Annotated in this window: 12 protein-coding genes; 4 read left to right on the top strand and 8 right to left on the bottom strand. The window is 46.2% G+C overall.

All coding sequences use genetic code 11. The features are described from left to right. Positions 1–1,560: a SpoVR family protein gene (locus ATB78_RS20090; RefSeq protein ID WP_005431687.1), complete on the top strand. Its 1,560-nt coding sequence runs from the start codon at positions 1–3 to the stop codon at positions 1,558–1,560. Positions 1,561–1,641: 81 nt separating this feature from the next. Here ATB78_RS20090 and kdsB read toward each other — a convergent pair whose 3' ends face one another. The 5 genes from kdsB to ATB78_RS20065 are packed head-to-tail and all read right to left on the bottom strand — an operon-like array spanning position 1,642 to position 7,614. Beyond that, the gene (gene kdsB / locus ATB78_RS20085; RefSeq protein ID WP_061010100.1) at positions 1,642–2,400 is read right to left on the bottom strand and encodes a 3-deoxy-manno-octulosonate cytidylyltransferase; all 759 of its coding nucleotides are present in this window, start codon (positions 2,398–2,400) and stop codon (positions 1,642–1,644) included. After that, entirely contained in the window at positions 2,400–2,579 is a 180-nt protein-coding gene (locus ATB78_RS20080) for a Trm112 family protein (protein ID WP_005378451.1), read from the bottom strand. The genes kdsB and ATB78_RS20080 overlap by 1 nt, the downstream gene beginning before the upstream one ends. After that, complete coding sequence (gene lpxK / locus ATB78_RS20075) at positions 2,560–3,567, bottom strand: tetraacyldisaccharide 4'-kinase (protein ID WP_061010098.1); 1,008 nt, start codon at positions 3,565–3,567, stop codon at positions 2,560–2,562. The genes ATB78_RS20080 and lpxK overlap by 20 nt, the downstream gene beginning before the upstream one ends. Before the next feature lie 5 nt (positions 3,568–3,572). Next, a complete protein-coding gene (msbA, locus tag ATB78_RS20070; protein ID WP_061010096.1) occupies positions 3,573–5,324 on the bottom strand; it encodes a lipid A ABC transporter ATP-binding protein/permease MsbA in 1,752 nt (583 codons plus the stop codon). A gap of 31 nt (positions 5,325–5,355) precedes the next feature. Beyond that, the gene (locus tag ATB78_RS20065; RefSeq protein ID WP_061010094.1) at positions 5,356–7,614 is read right to left on the bottom strand and encodes a DNA internalization-related competence protein ComEC/Rec2; all 2,259 of its coding nucleotides are present in this window, start codon (positions 7,612–7,614) and stop codon (positions 5,356–5,358) included. Between the two features lie 8 nt (positions 7,615–7,622). On the opposite strand from ATB78_RS20065, the gene ATB78_RS20060 reads away from it, so the two are divergent. Further along, entirely contained in the window at positions 7,623–8,132 is a 510-nt protein-coding gene (locus ATB78_RS20060) for a DUF2062 domain-containing protein (protein WP_009707126.1), read from the top strand. Between the two features lie 168 nt (positions 8,133–8,300). Here ATB78_RS20060 and lolE read toward each other — a convergent pair whose 3' ends face one another. Genes lolE through lolC form a run of 3 tightly spaced genes read right to left on the bottom strand, consistent with a single transcriptional unit; the run spans position 8,301 to position 11,456 of the window. After that, a complete protein-coding gene (lolE, locus tag ATB78_RS20055) occupies positions 8,301–9,545 on the bottom strand; it encodes a lipoprotein-releasing ABC transporter permease subunit LolE (RefSeq protein WP_061010092.1) in 1,245 nt (414 codons plus the stop codon). Between the two features lie 2 nt (positions 9,546–9,547). Next, the gene (gene lolD, locus ATB78_RS20050) at positions 9,548–10,255 is read right to left on the bottom strand and encodes a lipoprotein-releasing ABC transporter ATP-binding protein LolD (RefSeq protein ID WP_005437497.1); all 708 of its coding nucleotides are present in this window, start codon (positions 10,253–10,255) and stop codon (positions 9,548–9,550) included. Then, a complete protein-coding gene (gene lolC, locus ATB78_RS20045) occupies positions 10,248–11,456 on the bottom strand; it encodes a lipoprotein-releasing ABC transporter permease subunit LolC (RefSeq protein WP_027726602.1) in 1,209 nt (402 codons plus the stop codon). The genes lolD and lolC overlap by 8 nt, the downstream gene beginning before the upstream one ends. A gap of 264 nt (positions 11,457–11,720) precedes the next feature. Here lolC and ATB78_RS20040 point away from each other — a divergent pair, with 264 nt between their 5' ends. Together ATB78_RS20040 and mfd are read left to right on the top strand one after the other, a co-directional pair. Further along, a complete protein-coding gene (locus ATB78_RS20040) occupies positions 11,721–12,290 on the top strand; it encodes a PilZ domain-containing protein (protein ID WP_061010090.1) in 570 nt (189 codons plus the stop codon). Positions 12,291–12,295: 5 nt separating this feature from the next. Further along, positions 12,296–15,757, top strand: coding sequence for a transcription-repair coupling factor (gene mfd / locus ATB78_RS20035; protein ID WP_061010089.1), 3,462 nt, complete (start codon positions 12,296–12,298; stop codon positions 15,755–15,757). Positions 15,758–15,762 lie beyond the last annotated feature (5 nt).

Here is a 15,762-nt window from a genome sequence, read left to right as displayed (position 1 = left end):
ATGAATACCGCAACGACAAACCTTTCGGGGGAAGCCTCGAAGAAACGCAGAGAGAATATGCTACCAGATGGTCCAGATTGGACGTTTGAGTTGCTGGAGCGTTACCACAAAGAAATCAAGCGTGTGGCGGAGCATTATCGTCTCGACACCTACCCTAACCAAATTGAGGTCATCACATCAGAGCAAATGATGGACGCGTACTCAAGCATCGGTATGCCTATCAACTACAACCACTGGTCGTTTGGTAAAAAATTCATCCAAACGGAGCAGAACTATAAGCACGGCCAAATGGGGTTGGCTTACGAAATCGTGATCAACTCTAACCCATGTATCGCTTACCTGATGGAAGAGAACACCATAACCATGCAAGCACTGGTTATTGCTCACGCGTGCTATGGGCACAATTCGTTCTTCAAAGGTAACTATCTGTTCCAAACGTGGACTGATGCCAGCTCTATCATTGACTATCTCCTGTTCGCGAAGAACTACATTGCAGAATGTGAGGAGCGCTACGGCGTGCACGAAGTAGAACAACTACTCGACTCTTGCCATGCCCTAATGAACTTCGGTGTAGACCGTTACAAGCGCCCTGAGAAGATTTCCATCAATGAGGAAAAAGCTCGTCAGGAAGAGCGTGAAGCTTATCTGCAATCGCAAGTGAACGAACTATGGCGAACCGTCCCACAATCGAAAACCAAAGAAGAAGACATCAAAGTTCGCTTCCCGAGCGAGCCACAGGAGAACCTGCTCTACTTCTTTGAAAAACACGCACCACTACTTGAGCCATGGCAGCGCGAGATTGTACGTATCGTGCGTAAGGTGAGCCAATACTTCTATCCTCAAAAACAAACTCAGGTCATGAATGAAGGCTGGGCAACCTTCTGGCACTACACAATCCTTAATCACCTTTACGATGAAGGTTTAGTGTCTGAGAAATTCATTCTCGAGTTTCTGCACAGTCACACAAGCGTGGTTGCACAACCACCTTACAACAGCCCTTACTTTAGCGGCATTAACCCGTATGCGCTTGGATTCGCGATGTTCCGTGATATCAAACGTATCTGTGAAGAACCAACAGACGAGGACAAAGAGTGGTTTCCTGAGCTTGCAGGTACCGACTGGCTGGAAGCGGTTCACTTTGCCATGCATAACTTCAAAGACGAGAGCTTTATTAGCCAATACTTGTCACCGAAGCTCATGCGTGATTTCAAGTTGTTTGCCATCAATGACGATGATCGTAAAAACTTCATCGAAGTTGCCGCTATTCATGATGAGATGGGGTACCGACGCATTCGTGAAACGCTGGCTGCGCAATATAATTTGGCGAACTTAGAGCCAAATATTCAGGTGTTTAACGTGGATGTCCGCGGTGACCGCTCGTTAACACTTCAATACGTCCCTCATAACCGCATTCCTTTGGATAACAGTTATGAAGAGGTACTTAAGCATGTGTATCGCTTGTGGGGCTTCGATGTGATTTTAGAAGAAGTGAAAGACACCGGACACAGAGAGATCCTCTCAACCTGTCCGAAACGCAACCAGTACGACACCAATATCTAACCGATACAGCGTCCGAGTTATCGTAGATACAAAAAGGCTCCTCAATGAGGAGCCTTTCTAATTTGAGAATCAATACCAAGCTTATTGTGCTTGCTTAGCGACAATGGCTCGTACTGCTTCTAAATCTTCTGGTGTATCCACACCTGCTGCTGGCGCTTCTTTTGCCACTTCAACATGAATCTTTTCACCGTACCAAAGCACGCGAAGCTGCTCCAGACACTCGATTTGCTCAAGTGCGCTTGGCTGCCAATTCACGTAAGTATTAATGAAGCCAGCACGGTAAGCGTAGATGCCAATGTGACGCATCAATGGATTCGCGATGGTTTTGTCTTGCTTAGCAAAGTTGTCACGATCCCAAGGGATCGTTGCGCGACTAAAGTACATGGCATAACCACGCTCGTTCGCAACCACTTTCACCACATTCGGGTTGAAGACTTCCTCTCCCGATTCAATCTCAACCGCAAGCGTTGCCATTGGTGCATCGCAACCTGCTAGGTTGTCAGCCACTTGGCGAATAATCGATGGCGGAATCAATGGTTCATCACCCTGAACGTTAACCACAACGTGGTCTGCAGGGATAGCCATTTTTTCTACCACTTCCGCTAGTCGCTCAGTGCCAGATTCGTGGTTTGGCGAGGTCATACAAACCTTGCCACCAAACAGCTCTGCCGCCGCCGAGACGCGCTCATCGTCAGTTGCGATAATCACGTCTTCTGCGCCCGCTTGTAAGGCTTGTTCATATACCCATTGGATCATTGGTTTACCACCAATGTCTGCCAACGGCTTACCCGGTAAGCGGCTTGACGCGTAACGTGCAGGAATGACAACCGTAAAAGACATTAGCGTCCCTCGTCCATGCTCATGGTTCGTGCTTCTGGCTCAAGCAGAACAGGAATACCCTCTTTGATTGGGTAAGCAAGGCGATCCAGTTTGCAGATCAACTCTTGATTATCTTTATCGTACGTCAGCTTACCTTTGCACACAGGGCAAGCTACAATCTCAAGCAGACGGTGATCCATAAGTCGCTTTAACCTCTTTTATTCGATTTAAAATTCGCTCTGCGTCGTTTGATTCAAACTGAGCAGAAACAGGCAGATACCACCAATTGTCTTGCGCATAACTGTCGCATTTGACGGCATCCTTTTCTGTCATAATCACATTAGCTCCTTGTTGAGCCAATGCTTGTAATTCTTGCTGATCAAAGTCTTGATGATCGGCAAAGCCTTTCGTCACTTTAACATCCGCATTCATTGCGTTAAGTGTATTAAAAAATCGTGGTGGATGCCCAATCCCCGCAAACGCAACGAGATCACGTAATTCACTGACCTCGACTTGTTGTTTTGTCTTCAGGTTTATCGCCTTTGATGGCGCTAAAGACATTGGCATTTCGCCTTGCTGAGCTTGACCACCATTCGTGATGATAAAGTCGACTTCAGCGAGACGCTCTACCCCTTCACGTAGCGGGCCAAGTGGAATAAGGCGTTCATTGCCAAAGCGGCGATTACCATCAACGATAACGAACTCGATATCTCGCTCTAGAGCGTAATGCTGGAGACCATCGTCAGTAATAATGATATCAACGCCAGTTTCAAGCAATGCTTTCACCGCATTGGCACGAACCGGGTCTACGGCGACAGGTGCACCAGTACGGCGATAAATCAGCTTCGGCTCGTCACCACAGTGTTTCGCTGGTGTATTGTCATCCAAAACCAGCGGATACTGCGGCGCTTTCGCCCCATAGCCACGAGACACAACGCCTGGTTTGTAACCAAGCTGCTGTAATTGCTCCACCAGCCACACAACAACTGGTGTTTTACCATTCCCCCCAGCCGTGATGTTACCCACCACAACTACAGGCACTGGCGCTTTGTAAGCTTGTTTTTTACCTGATTGATATTGTTGACGCTTAGATTTACTGATCGCACCAAACAACAAACTCAGTGGCCACAAAAGCGGCCACAGCAGATATTTGAGAGGATGGTTTTCGAACCAGATTTTTTCAACCACAGTTCTTAGGCACCAAATTGGATTCGATGAAGTTGAGCGTACGCGCCGTCTTTCTTAGCAATCAGCTCAGCGTGGTTACCACGTTCAACGATAGAGCCTTCATCTACCACTAGGATTTCATCTGCATTCTCGATAGTCGACAATCGGTGTGCAATCACCAATACCGTCTTATCTTTTTGCAGTTCATCCAACGCCGATTGAATAGCACGCTCAGATTCCGTATCCAGAGCTGATGTCGCTTCATCAAGAACCAAAACAGGGGCATCGCGAAGAAGTGCCCGAGCAATGGCGACACGTTGACGTTGACCGCCAGATAAGCTCGCACCATTCTCACCAATCATCGTATCAAGGCCGTCTTCCATCTTGCTGACGAACTCAGTGACATGAGCAAGTTTAGCGGCACGTTCGATGTCTTCACGTGTGTATTGATCTTCTGTCGCGTAAGCAATGTTGTTTGCAATAGTATCGTTAAACAAATGCACGTTTTGCGATACAAGCGCGAACTGCTCACGTAAGTTTTTCAGTTCGTAATCGCGAATATCGTGACCATCAAGCGTAATCGAACCGCTGCTCACGTCGTAGAAACGGTTGAATAAGTTCGCGATGGTACTCTTACCCGAACCTGAGCGCCCAACAAGAGCAACTGTCTTGCCACGAGGAATATCAAAGCTCACGTTCTCAAGTGCTGGTTTCTCTGCACCTTCGTAGGTAAAGCTGACTTCTTTCACTGCAACATCACCATTTGCGCGCTCTACAGTAAACTTACCTTCGTTCTTCTCTGGCTCTAGATCTACTAGTGCGAACAAGGTTTGGCTCGCTGCCATACCACGTTGGAATTGTGAGGTTACGTTGGTCAGCGCTTTAAGCGGACGCATCAAACCAAACATTGCTGAGAACACAACGGTAAATGTACCCGGCGTTAACTGTTCTTTGATTGAGTCGATACTTGCTAGGTACAGAACTACAACAATCGCAATAGACGCGATCATTTGAATGATTGGGTTTGCTGCGGCTTGAGCTGTCACCAACTTCATGCTTTGTTGACGCATTTGGTTGCTGACTTTTTCGAAGCGTTTGCCTTCGATATCTTGACCGCCGTAGCTTAGTACGACTTTGTGACCTTTCAGCATTTGCTCAGCAGACGCCGTCACATGGCCCATCATAGTTTGCATGTTCTTAGAGATCTTACGGAATCGCTTCGAAACGATACCAATACCCCAAGCAACAACTGGAGCAACAGCAAATAGAACCAAAGAAAGCTGCCAGCTGTTGTAGAACATCAACACAAGAAGACCGATGATGCTCGCACCTTCACGTACAATGCTTACCAACGCTTGGCTAGTTGCTGCAGAGACTTGTTCTGAATCGTAAGTAATGCGAGATAGCAAGTTACCTGTTTTTTCTTTGTCAAAGTAAGACACAGGCATGTGCATAAAGTGGTTGAACACCATTCGACGAATTTGCATTACCACGTTGCCGGATACCCAGCTTAAACAGTATGTAGAAACAAATCCGCTCACACCACGAATGAACATCATGGCGAAAACAATCAGTGGAAGCGTGCGTAGAAAATCAGATTCCGCATTACCAAAACCTTCATCAAGAAGCGGTTTTAGCAAAGAAATCATATAGGTATCTGAAAGTGCATTAATGACTAACGCAATGACGGCAACGATAATGCCCGACTTATAAAGGCGAATAAATTGCCATAGACGCTTAAACGTCTGCCAGGTCGTTTCATCAGTATTTATCGACATAGAAGTGCTTTATTTTCTTACATTAAGACTCTTATTCTACTCCCTTACGCAGCATCTGCCTATACCAAGGCTCAATTGTCTCGCTACGTTTGGTTTCAAAATGCCAATTGTCTTGATCTATGAACACCGACACTTGACCGCTTGTCCCTGTATCCAACCAGTGTGCGTTTGCATTCTCATAAGCATGAATGACCTTGTCTGCAGGCATTCCCCACTGATTGGCTTTAGCTAAAGACGCGATAGCAAGTTGGGGAGAAACCGCTTTTACAAACTTAGGGTTGGATGAACTTTTGCTACCATGATGAGGCACAAGCATCACATCACTTTCTAGCTTTTCGGGTTCACGAACTAATATCCACTCGCTGATGGCTTCGATGTCCCCTGTTAGAAGCAATTTAAAATCAGATTCTGCGTCGACGACTCGAATAACACACGAATGAGGATTGTAAGCACGATTTACCTGTTTAGGCGGCCACAACACTTCAAATTTAAGCGCCTGCCAAATCCATTGTTCTCCGGCAATACATGGTTGGTAATTAAAGTATTGCTGACTGCTGAATTTTGTTTTCGGAGAAAAATGTTCCTCTATGTAGCCTCGACCACCAGCATGGTCTGAGTCTGCGTGACTCACAATCAATACATCGATAGAACGAAAACCTCTGCGATGCAGCACTGGCGAAACAACCTGTTGAGCGATACTGCCCGTGTTCCACGCTTTCCCAGTATCATAAAGAAGAACCTCTCCCTCCTTCTCTATCAAAACGGCCAGACCATGCCCCACATCCAACACATCGATGCGCCAACGTCCAAATTGACGTTCATGAAACAGTGCAGCAGAAACAATAACAAGCAGCAAAATAGCCATCGCCCCTTCAGTTAGAAATCTCACCCCGATGAAAGCGCAAGTTATCGCAATAACCACTAGCGTCATCTCAAGACTCATTGAAAACCAGCTGCCTTCAGCGAACTGCAATGACCAACTAAGAGGCCAAAGCACCCAATCTAAACATTGCCACAGCAGAGAAGCGATATCGTCAGACAAAGGAGTAGCAATGAGCGCGATAAACATCAAAGGAACGACAATGAAACCAAACCAAGGAATAAAAATGAGGTTATAAACGATGGAGGACAAACTGGTCCCTGAGAAAAACACACCACTGATGGGAACAATCAGCATAGTAAGCACTAACTGTACTTTCAGTAGTGCTGTTAACTTAGCAATCCAATGCCCTTGAGCCTGTTGTACGACATTAACGGCAAACAATACCGCAACAACAGAAAGGTAAGACAACCAGAAGCTTATATTTAGAGGTGCAAACGGCTCTAAGCAAAGCTGAATCGAAACCGCAAGTAGAAGCACACGCCATGGGCTCCAATAAACCAAGCTAAATTTCAGCAACAAGTAAATGGCGCAGACAGAAAACGCACGAGTTGTAGGTAAAGAGAAATTGGCTAACCATGCATAAGCAAGAGCAGTGATCAGTCCAAATAATGGCGGGAGGAAAGCGTAGCTGGGCAGCCCATACCTAACAGCAAATCCGACACTCATTCCAAACGCGAAAGCCATCCCTATGTGCAACCCCGATATCGAGACCAAATGCAGTAAGCCGCTGTCTCTTAGAGCATCCCAATCTGATTGAGTAAGCAATGATCGGTCACTAAAGGCGAGCGCACTGATCAAAGGAAAATGTTCAAGCTCTGAGATATGTTCATTGGTGGTCGCGATGATTTGCTGACGTATAGAAGTTTGTGTGCGAATTACCCACGTTGCATCAGAAATGACTACCGCTCTTGCAACGATACCTTTTCCAGCAGCTTGCTTCTCTGCATCGTACCCAGCTTCATTCTTCAGACCAAAAATGGGTTTCATCGTGACTTGAGTGGTGAATTCGCTGTTAACAGTCAGAGGGAATGCGGTTATCAATCGGATTTTTGGTTTAAGAAAAGGTAACAGCTTTTGAGAATTCACCTGATTGATCTGCGCAATTCCTTCATATCCGTGACTTATTTGCGTAAAAGGGCTGTCAACTTTACCATTTATGGTAATATTCACCCCTGCTTGAAACAGGGCTTGTCTTTGATGCTCCATAACATTGCCGTGGATAATGACAACCATAAAGCCCCAAATTGCGCCTATGCTCAATAAGCCGCGCCGTAATTTGATTATCGAGCCAATGGCAATTATTCCCAGCAGCAACCATCGCCAATCTGGCATCGTCGGCCACCACGCAGACGAGATAACGCTTGCTACAAATAACGCCAAGGTCAAACTTTTTTCTAAGAGAGTCATGTCGTCCTATGCCTAGAAAGCTGATTAAACGCTTCATGCCAGATCATGAAATGATCAAACGCCAAAAAGCACTGAAGGTCTTCGGCAACGTTTTATACAACCCGAATCTGTGGTGTTTAAATCGTCGCTCTGCATCTGGTGCTTTTGCTGTTGGTCTGTTTATGGCGTTTGTTCCGCTTCCGAGTCAGATGATCATGGCTGCAGGTCTTGCCATCATGCTTGGCGTAAACTTGCCTCTCTCTGTTGCCCTAGTTTGGATTAGTAACCCAATCACCATGCCAGTATTGTTCTACTTTGCGTACAAACTTGGCGCACTGGTGATGCATGTACCACCACAACCTTTCCACTTTGAGTTGTCGTGGGAATTCATCATGCAACAAATGAACACCATTGGGCCTCCGTTCTTGTTAGGCTGCGCGATTTGTGGTGTTGCTTCGGCAATCATTGGCTACTTCGGTATTCGTGGACTCTGGCGATATTCAGTAGTGAGAAGCTGGCAAAAACGCAAAATACGATAAGTACTTATTGAAAAAATGGCAGGTTACAGCGCGTTGATTGGAAAAGAGTTAACGTTTGAAATGAAAGAAGATGTAGCCTAGGTATGAAAAATACTGAGCCAGTACAGACTTAAAAATAAAGGACCGAAATTCGGTCCTTTATTTTTTGTGTTTTGTTTATTTGGCTTGTTATTTCGAGCTCAAAACTGCAGCGGGATTAAGCTTCGCAGCTCTAGAAGCTGGGTACCAAGTCGCAAGCAAGCTCAAAATAATCGCCGTGCTTGATACCAAAGCAACATCTGGCCAATGCAGTTGTGATGGCAGGAAGTCGACAAAGTAAATGTCCCCTGATAAGAACTGGTGCCCTATCAAGCTCTCTAAGGCTTTGATAATTGGTGTTAAGTTTAATGCGACAAACACACCGACAATACTGCCAGCAATACTGCCGAATACCCCTGAGAACACACCTTGCCAAACGAAAATGCGCTTAATCAGCCCATCTTTCGCACCCATGGTTCGAAGAATCGCGATTTCTGCGGCGCGGTCTTTTACCGCCATCATTAGTGTGGAGACAATATTAAAGCTCGCCACACCAATCACTAGCACCATTACCAAGTACATAATGGTGCGGACTAACTGGATATCGCGATACAAGAAGCCAAACTGTTGTTGCCAGCTTTTTAGATACACATACACATCAATCAGATTGCCAACTTCCCTTACAATTGAAGGAGCGTTCAGCACATCATCTGTTTTAAGGGAAATCCCGGTGACACCATCACCCAAGCGCGCATACGCTTGAGCATCCTTCAATGGGACTAGAGCGAGCGAATGATCGATTTGGCCATTTAGTGTTAAAAAGCCTGCGACCTTAACTCGAACACGCTTCGGTGCTTGAACTTTATTGGTGCTGCCTGTTTGTGGAATCATCAATGTAACGTAGTCACCCACATCGACGTTCAGTTCATTCGCGACACCGCGACCCAAAATCACTTGCTTTTGACCTGGATAGAAGTTTTGCCAAGCTTCTGGATCAATGAATTCAGACATGCTCGAGACGGCCTGTTCAAAAGTAGGGTCGACACCGCGAACCTCTATCGCTTTTAACTTGGTGCCTTTTTCGGCCAAACCCGTAAACCGAACATAAGGCGCTGCCGCGACAACGTGTTCGTGGTTTAGCGCTTGATTCATGGTTTTGGTGTAATTGTGCAGCGGGCCATTCACTCCTTCCAATTCACCGTGCGGAATAACCGACAGCACGCGCGATTGCAACTCACGCTCAAAGCCGTTCATAGCAGAAAGACCAATGATGATCACTGCGACGCCGACAGCAATACCGATGGTTGAAGAAAGTGAAATGAACGACACCATCTTATTACGCTTTTTAGCGCGGCTGAAACGGCCGCCGATCATCAATGCTAAAGATGAAAACAAAATTAGCCCTCCGCAACCGCTGTTTCAGTGATAAAGCGATCCACCAGCAAGCCATCTTGCATATGCATTTGACGGTCCATTTTTGCCGCTAACTCGTTATCATGAGTCACGACTAAAAAGGCAATATTCGACTCTTGGTTTAACTCACGCATCAAATCATATATTGCCAGCGCCGTATTGTGGTCTAGGTTACCTGTAGGTTCATCTGCTAATACCAGATCAGGTTTGTTCACTAATGCTCTTGCAATAGCAACACGTTGGCGCTCACCACCAGACAGTTCAGATGGACGGTGATCCATACGATGGCCTAAACCCACTTTTTCCAACAATGCTTGTGCGGCTTCTTTCGCTTCAGAAACCTTTGTTCCGCCGATCAACAAAGGCATTGCCACGTTTTCTACCGCAGTGAAGTCAGCCAGCAAATGATGGAACTGATACACAAAACCAAGGTGTTTATTACGTAATGCCGCTTGCTTATTCGAGCTTAACGCCGACAAGTCCTGCCCTAGAAAATCGACTTCACCTTCTGTCGCATCATCCAATGCGCCAAGAATATGAAGTAACGTACTTTTACCTGAGCCTGATGAACCAACAATAGAAACCAATTCCCCTTTGTCGATATCAAAACTCACGCCTTTCAGCACTTCAGTATCTAGCGAGCCTTCTCGGTAGACTTTGCGAATATCACGACATTCTAATAGCTTATTCATAGCGAAGTGCCTCAGCAGGTTTAACAGAAGATGCTCGGTAAGACGGGTAAACAGTTGCAGCTAGACTCAGAGCAATCGCCAGCACTACCACTAATAAAATTTGGAATGAATCAATCACGATTGGCAGATGGCCACCGAAGCTGAACAAGGCAACGCCTGCGGCTTCCAAAAGCGCATTGAGGTTGAGCGATAAAGCCACACCGACAGCACCGCCAACAATCGCACCAATCACACCGCTACTTGCGCCTTGCACCATGAAAATCGCCATCACTTGAGATTGCTTCATCCCTTGAGTTTTGAGAATCGCGACTTCTGATTGCTTCTCCATCACCACCATGATCAAAGCAGAAATGATGTTAAACGCCGCAACGCCAACAATCAGGCCGAGCATCAAGCCCATCATGTTCTTTTCCATTTTCACTGCTTGAAAAAGCTCCCCACGTTGCTCACGCCAATCACTCCATTTCCAATCGTCTGGCAATGGCTTGTCTGCAAATTCAGTCACCATAAACGGGTCAGAGAAATACACGCGCCAACCCGAAACAGTGTCTTTCGGCAAACGCATCAGCTTTGAAGCATCCGTCATGTTAACGATCATGAGCTGACCGTCGACATCAGAGCCGGTATTAAAAATGCCCGCAACAGTGAAGTTACGTTGACTTGGAATACGTCCTAGAGGCGTAAATTGGGTGGCATTGGTCACCATCAAACGTACTTTGTCACCCATAGAAACTTTCAGTGAGCGCGCTAAGCTGTGACCAAGAAAAACTTTATACTCACCCGCTTTTAGTGACGATAAGCGGCCAGCAATAAGGTGATTAGAGATAGGATCGCCCAATTTAGGTTCGATACCAATTAGGTAGCCAGCCGTAAGCTGAGCAGAGCTTTGAATCACCGCTTCACCACGAACGATAGGTTCCGGTTTCGCGCTTGTCGACATATCTTGAATGAACTGAGGGGCATTTTCACTGATAGGAGTTTTACCATCATGTTGTGAAACGACCGCATGAGGAAGCACACCTAAAATGCGTTCTTTAAGCTGGGCTTCAAAGCCATTCATCACGGAAAGTACGGTCACTAACGCCATCACACCGATCGTGATACCCGCTGTCGACATATAAGAAACAAATCGACTAAACCTATCTCCGGAGCGTCCCCGAAGATACCTCAAGCCGATAAACAGAGAGATAGGATGATACATATAAGGCAAACCAACTGGTTTTTTAATAATGGAGCTATTACTTAGCTAATTAATATTCGTTATCTTACCTTACTCTTACTATGAAGAAGACAAGATAATCGCCAAATTTGTCAACGACATGCAATAAGTCCCTATTTACAGCAAAAAGTTCAGCCAGAAAAACAGGTAAACTTGATAACTTAAACTGATTAGCGATAATCATTGCCCTATCCTACTCATTCTTCAATGAAATGAGAGCGCTCGTTGGCAGAAAAGGACCAAATTATGACAGAGCAAGAATACTTCACCGTACACCACAATCTGACGATCAACGTCGAAACGTTAGAGACGGGCTTTGCTCTGCCAGATGAAGAGACTTTTGTATCAGAAATCCCAGCGCCTTTCATTGTTGCGAGTGAATTCAGTCATCTCGATATGTTGGCTGATAACGCGAGACTAGAGCTGCAAAGCAAAGAGCTCAAACACGTCATCTACTTACTCGATACACAGAACTCAAAATTAAACCTGCTACTGAGTTTTATGCTTTCTCAACAAGATGATGCCAAATTACGTTTTCAAACGACTCAATTCGGCGCTAGTCAGTTGAGCTATCGCAGTGATTCAGAAGCAGAAACGGGGAAATTGGTTCGCGTAAAACTCTTCTTAGATCATCCAGCTGCAGCAATTTACTGCTACGCTCAGATAGTAGAATGCGAATCTACCGAGCAAGGCTATGTGATCACACTTAAGTACAAATTACTTAGAGAAGCTGACCAAGATTTATTAATCAAAGCCGCACTATACCAACAGCAAAAATTACTCCGTCAGCGCTCACTAGAGCGAGATAACAAATAATTACCATGACAAAAGCAACGATTCTCTCCGTCACGAATCCGTCTGAGCGTGGCGACAAAAAACAGCTTGGCAACCTACCTGGTGCCGCATTGCCAATGGCGATTGCAGAACTGGCTAAACAGCATTCAAGCCACTCTCTGCTTGTAGTTCCCGATCCGCAAATGGCGCTTAAGCTCCAAGCAGAAATAGAGCAGTTTACTGATCAATCGGTCAGCCTATTCCCTGATTGGGAAACACTGCCTTACGATAACTTCTCTCCGCACCAAGAAATCATCTCAGACCGTATTGCGCGTTTATACCAGCTACCAAACCAAGCCGGTGGCGTAACGATTGTGCCAGTAAGCACTGTATTACAGCGCCAGTCTCCACGTGACTTCTTGTTGCAACACACCTTGATGGTAAAAACGGGCGATCAGTTCTCGCTAGAGAAGCTTCGCGTTCAACTTGAAAACTCAGGTTATCGCCATGTCGATCAAGTGTTTGGTCCTGGTGAGTACGCGAGCCGTGGTTCGATCCTTGATTTGTTCCCGATGGGCAGTTCGGATCCATACCGTATTGATTTCTTCGATGATGAGATCGACACGATCCGAACGTTTGATCCAGAGAACCAACGTTCTATCGAAGACATTCAGCAAATCCAGTTATTACCTGCTCACGAGTTCCCGACCACAAAAGCAGCCATTGAAGATTTTCGTACTCGTTGGCGCTCTCAGTTCGAAGCGCGACGCGAACCTGAATCGATTTACATGCAAGTCACCAAAGGCACGTGGCCAGCAGGTATCGAGTACTGGCAACCACTGTTCTTCGATCATACAGAAACGTTATTTGACTACTTACCTGAAGACTCTCAACTGATCATGGTCGGTGATATTGAAGCCGCAGTTGATACCTTCTTAAATGACGTCGACTACCGCTATGATCAAAAGAAAATCGATCCACTGCGTCCGCTATTGGCGCCACACGAGTTGTGGCTCAAGAAAGACGAACTCTTTGCTCAGTTTAAACAACTGCCACAAGCACAGTTAAGCTTAGAGAAAATCGTTAAGCGTGCAGGCCGCCAAAACCTTGCTGTGCAATCTCTTGCGGAACTTGGTGTTCAACAGCAGAACAAAGAGCCACTAGCACGTTTACGTCAATTCAGTGAACAGTTCGTAGGCAAAATCGTCTTCTCAGTCGAGTCGGAAGGCCGCCGTGAAGCGCTAACCGAGCTTCTCCAAGGCATCAAAGTTCGTCCTGTCGTACATGGTTCACTCTATCAAGCGCTTAATTCTGATGATCGCTTCAGCTTGATTCTCGGTGCAGCAGAACACGGTTTTATCCATGATGATCTCAACTTTGCACTGATTTGCGAAAGCGACTTGTTGGGCGATCGCGTTATCCAACGCCGCCGTAAAGACAAGAAAACCGTTAACAGTGACACTGTTATCCGTCACCTAGCCGAACTTAAACCGGGTCAGCCTGTTGTTCACATCGATCACGGTATCGGCCGCTACATTGGCTTGCAAACGCTTGAAGCTGGCGGAATGAAAACAGAGTACGTGACTCTTGAGTATCAAAACGATGCCAAGCTTTACGTGCCAGTGTCTTCATTAAACTTAATCAGTCGCTATTCAGGTGGCGCTGAAGACAGTGCGCCGCTGCATAAACTGGGTGGTGAAGCATGGGCGAAAGCTCGTCGTAAAGCTGCAGAGAAAGTTCGTGATGTTGCCGCTGAGCTTCTGGATGTTTACGCGAAACGAGAATTGAAACCGGGCTACAAGTTTGAGCTAGACCGTGGTCAATACGCGACCTTCAAAGCGACTTTCCCGTTTGAAGAGACCGATGACCAATCAATGGCCATCAATGCGGTTCTTTCCGATATGTGCCAAGCAAAAGCCATGGACCGCCTTGTGTGTGGTGATGTGGGCTTTGGTAAAACAGAAGTTGCGATGCGCGCGGCATTTGTCGCCACAGACAACAGTAAACAAGTGGCAGTCTTGGTTCCGACGACCCTACTTGCACAACAGCACTTTGAAAACTTCCGTGACCGCTTTGCCAACTTGCCAATCCGCGTAGAAGTGCTTTCTCGCTTTAAATCGGCAAAAGAACAAAAAGTGATTCTCCAAGATGTCGCCGATGGCAAAGTCGACATCGTAGTAGGCACTCACAAACTGCTCTCAAGCGATATCAAATTCAAAGACCTTGGTTTATTGATCGTTGATGAAGAGCATCGCTTTGGTGTGCGCCAAAAAGAGAAAGTGAAAGCGATGCGTGCTGATGTCGACATCCTAACGCTTACCGCGACACCAATTCCGCGAACGTTGAACATGGCAATGAGTGGTATGCGCGACTTGTCGATCATCGCGACTCCGCCAGCACGCCGTTTGGCAATCAAAACGTTTGTGCGTCAACGTGAAGACTCTGTGGTACGCGAAGCAGCACTGCGTGAAATCATGCGTGGTGGTCAGGTTTATTTCCTACACAACCAAGTAGAAACCATTGAAAAAACCGCTGAAGACCTACAAAAGCTCATCCCAGAAGCGCGTGTGACCGTTGCCCACGGCCAGATGCGTGAACGCGAGCTAGAACGCATCATGAATGACTTCTATCATCAGCGTTTTAACCTTTTGGTGTGTACCACCATCATAGAAACCGGTATCGACGTTCCGACCGCCAACACCATTATTATGGACCGAGCAGATAACCTTGGTCTTGCACAGCTGCACCAATTACGTGGCCGTGTTGGTCGTTCGCATCACCAAGCATACGCTTACTTGTTAACGCCACATCCTAAAGCGATAACAAAAGATGCCATAAAACGTCTTGATGCAATTGCATCTCTGGAAGATCTGGGCGCAGGCTTCACCCTTGCAACACACGACCTCGAAATTCGTGGTGCGGGTGAGCTATTAGGTGACGAACAAAGTGGTCAAATTCAATCGGTTGGTTTTACACTGTATATGGAGATGCTTGAACAAGCGGTTGAAGCATTGAAAGAAGGCAAAGAGCCATCATTGGATGACCTACTTCGCGAGCAAACCGAAATTGAGATGCGTATTCCTGCTCTATTGCCGGATGATTATATTCCGGATGTGAACACGCGTTTATCGATGTACAAACGTATTGCAAGTGTGAGCGACAATGAGGGCTTATCCGAGCTTAAGGTTGAACTGATTGACCGATTTGGTCTGTTACCAGACGCAACGAAGAATCTCCTATCTGTCTCAGAGCTGAAAATTGGGGCAGGAAGTCTCAAAGCGAAGAAGATTGAGGCGCATGACAAGGGCGGATTCATTGAGTTTTACCCTGATGCTGACATAAACCCAGCGTATTTGGTTAAACTCCTGCAATCACAGCCGCAAAAATTTGCAATGGAAGGTCCAACTAAGTTCAAGTTTAGCGTACCATTAACGGACCGACGTAAACGCATTCAGTTTGTTCAAGACTTACTGAATGATTTTAAACAGAATTTATTACCAACGAGCTAATAGTC

Source organism: Vibrio sp. CUB2, from assembly GCF_001557945.1.
GTDB classification, from domain to species: Bacteria; Pseudomonadota; Gammaproteobacteria; order Enterobacterales; family Vibrionaceae; genus Vibrio; species Vibrio owensii.
This window is presented reverse-complemented; position numbering and strand designations above follow the sequence as displayed.

What these genes read in the sequence shown, in the direction of transcription:
- mfd (WP_061010089.1), top strand. Translation starts at nt 12,296, where the DNA reads ATGACAAAAGCAACGATTCTCTCCGTCACGAATCCGTCTGAGCGTGGC.
- ATB78_RS20060 (WP_009707126.1), top strand. Translation starts at nt 7,623, where the DNA reads ATGCCTAGAAAGCTGATTAAACGCTTCATGCCAGATCATGAAATGATC.
- lolD (WP_005437497.1), bottom strand. Translation starts at nt 10,255, where the DNA reads ATGAATAAGCTATTAGAATGTCGTGATATTCGCAAAGTCTACCGAGAA.
- msbA (WP_061010096.1), bottom strand. Translation starts at nt 5,324, where the DNA reads ATGTCGATAAATACTGATGAAACGACCTGGCAGACGTTTAAGCGTCTA.
- lolC (WP_027726602.1), bottom strand. Translation starts at nt 11,456, where the DNA reads ATGTATCATCCTATCTCTCTGTTTATCGGCTTGAGGTATCTTCGGGGA.
- ATB78_RS20065 (WP_061010094.1), bottom strand. Translation starts at nt 7,614, where the DNA reads ATGACTCTCTTAGAAAAAAGTTTGACCTTGGCGTTATTTGTAGCAAGC.
- ATB78_RS20090 (WP_005431687.1), top strand. Translation starts at nt 1, where the DNA reads ATGAATACCGCAACGACAAACCTTTCGGGGGAAGCCTCGAAGAAACGC.
- kdsB (WP_061010100.1), bottom strand. Translation starts at nt 2,400, where the DNA reads ATGTCTTTTACGGTTGTCATTCCTGCACGTTACGCGTCAAGCCGCTTA.
- ATB78_RS20040 (WP_061010090.1), top strand. Translation starts at nt 11,721, where the DNA reads ATGACAGAGCAAGAATACTTCACCGTACACCACAATCTGACGATCAAC.
- ATB78_RS20080 (WP_005378451.1), bottom strand. Translation starts at nt 2,579, where the DNA reads ATGGATCACCGTCTGCTTGAGATTGTAGCTTGCCCTGTGTGCAAAGGT.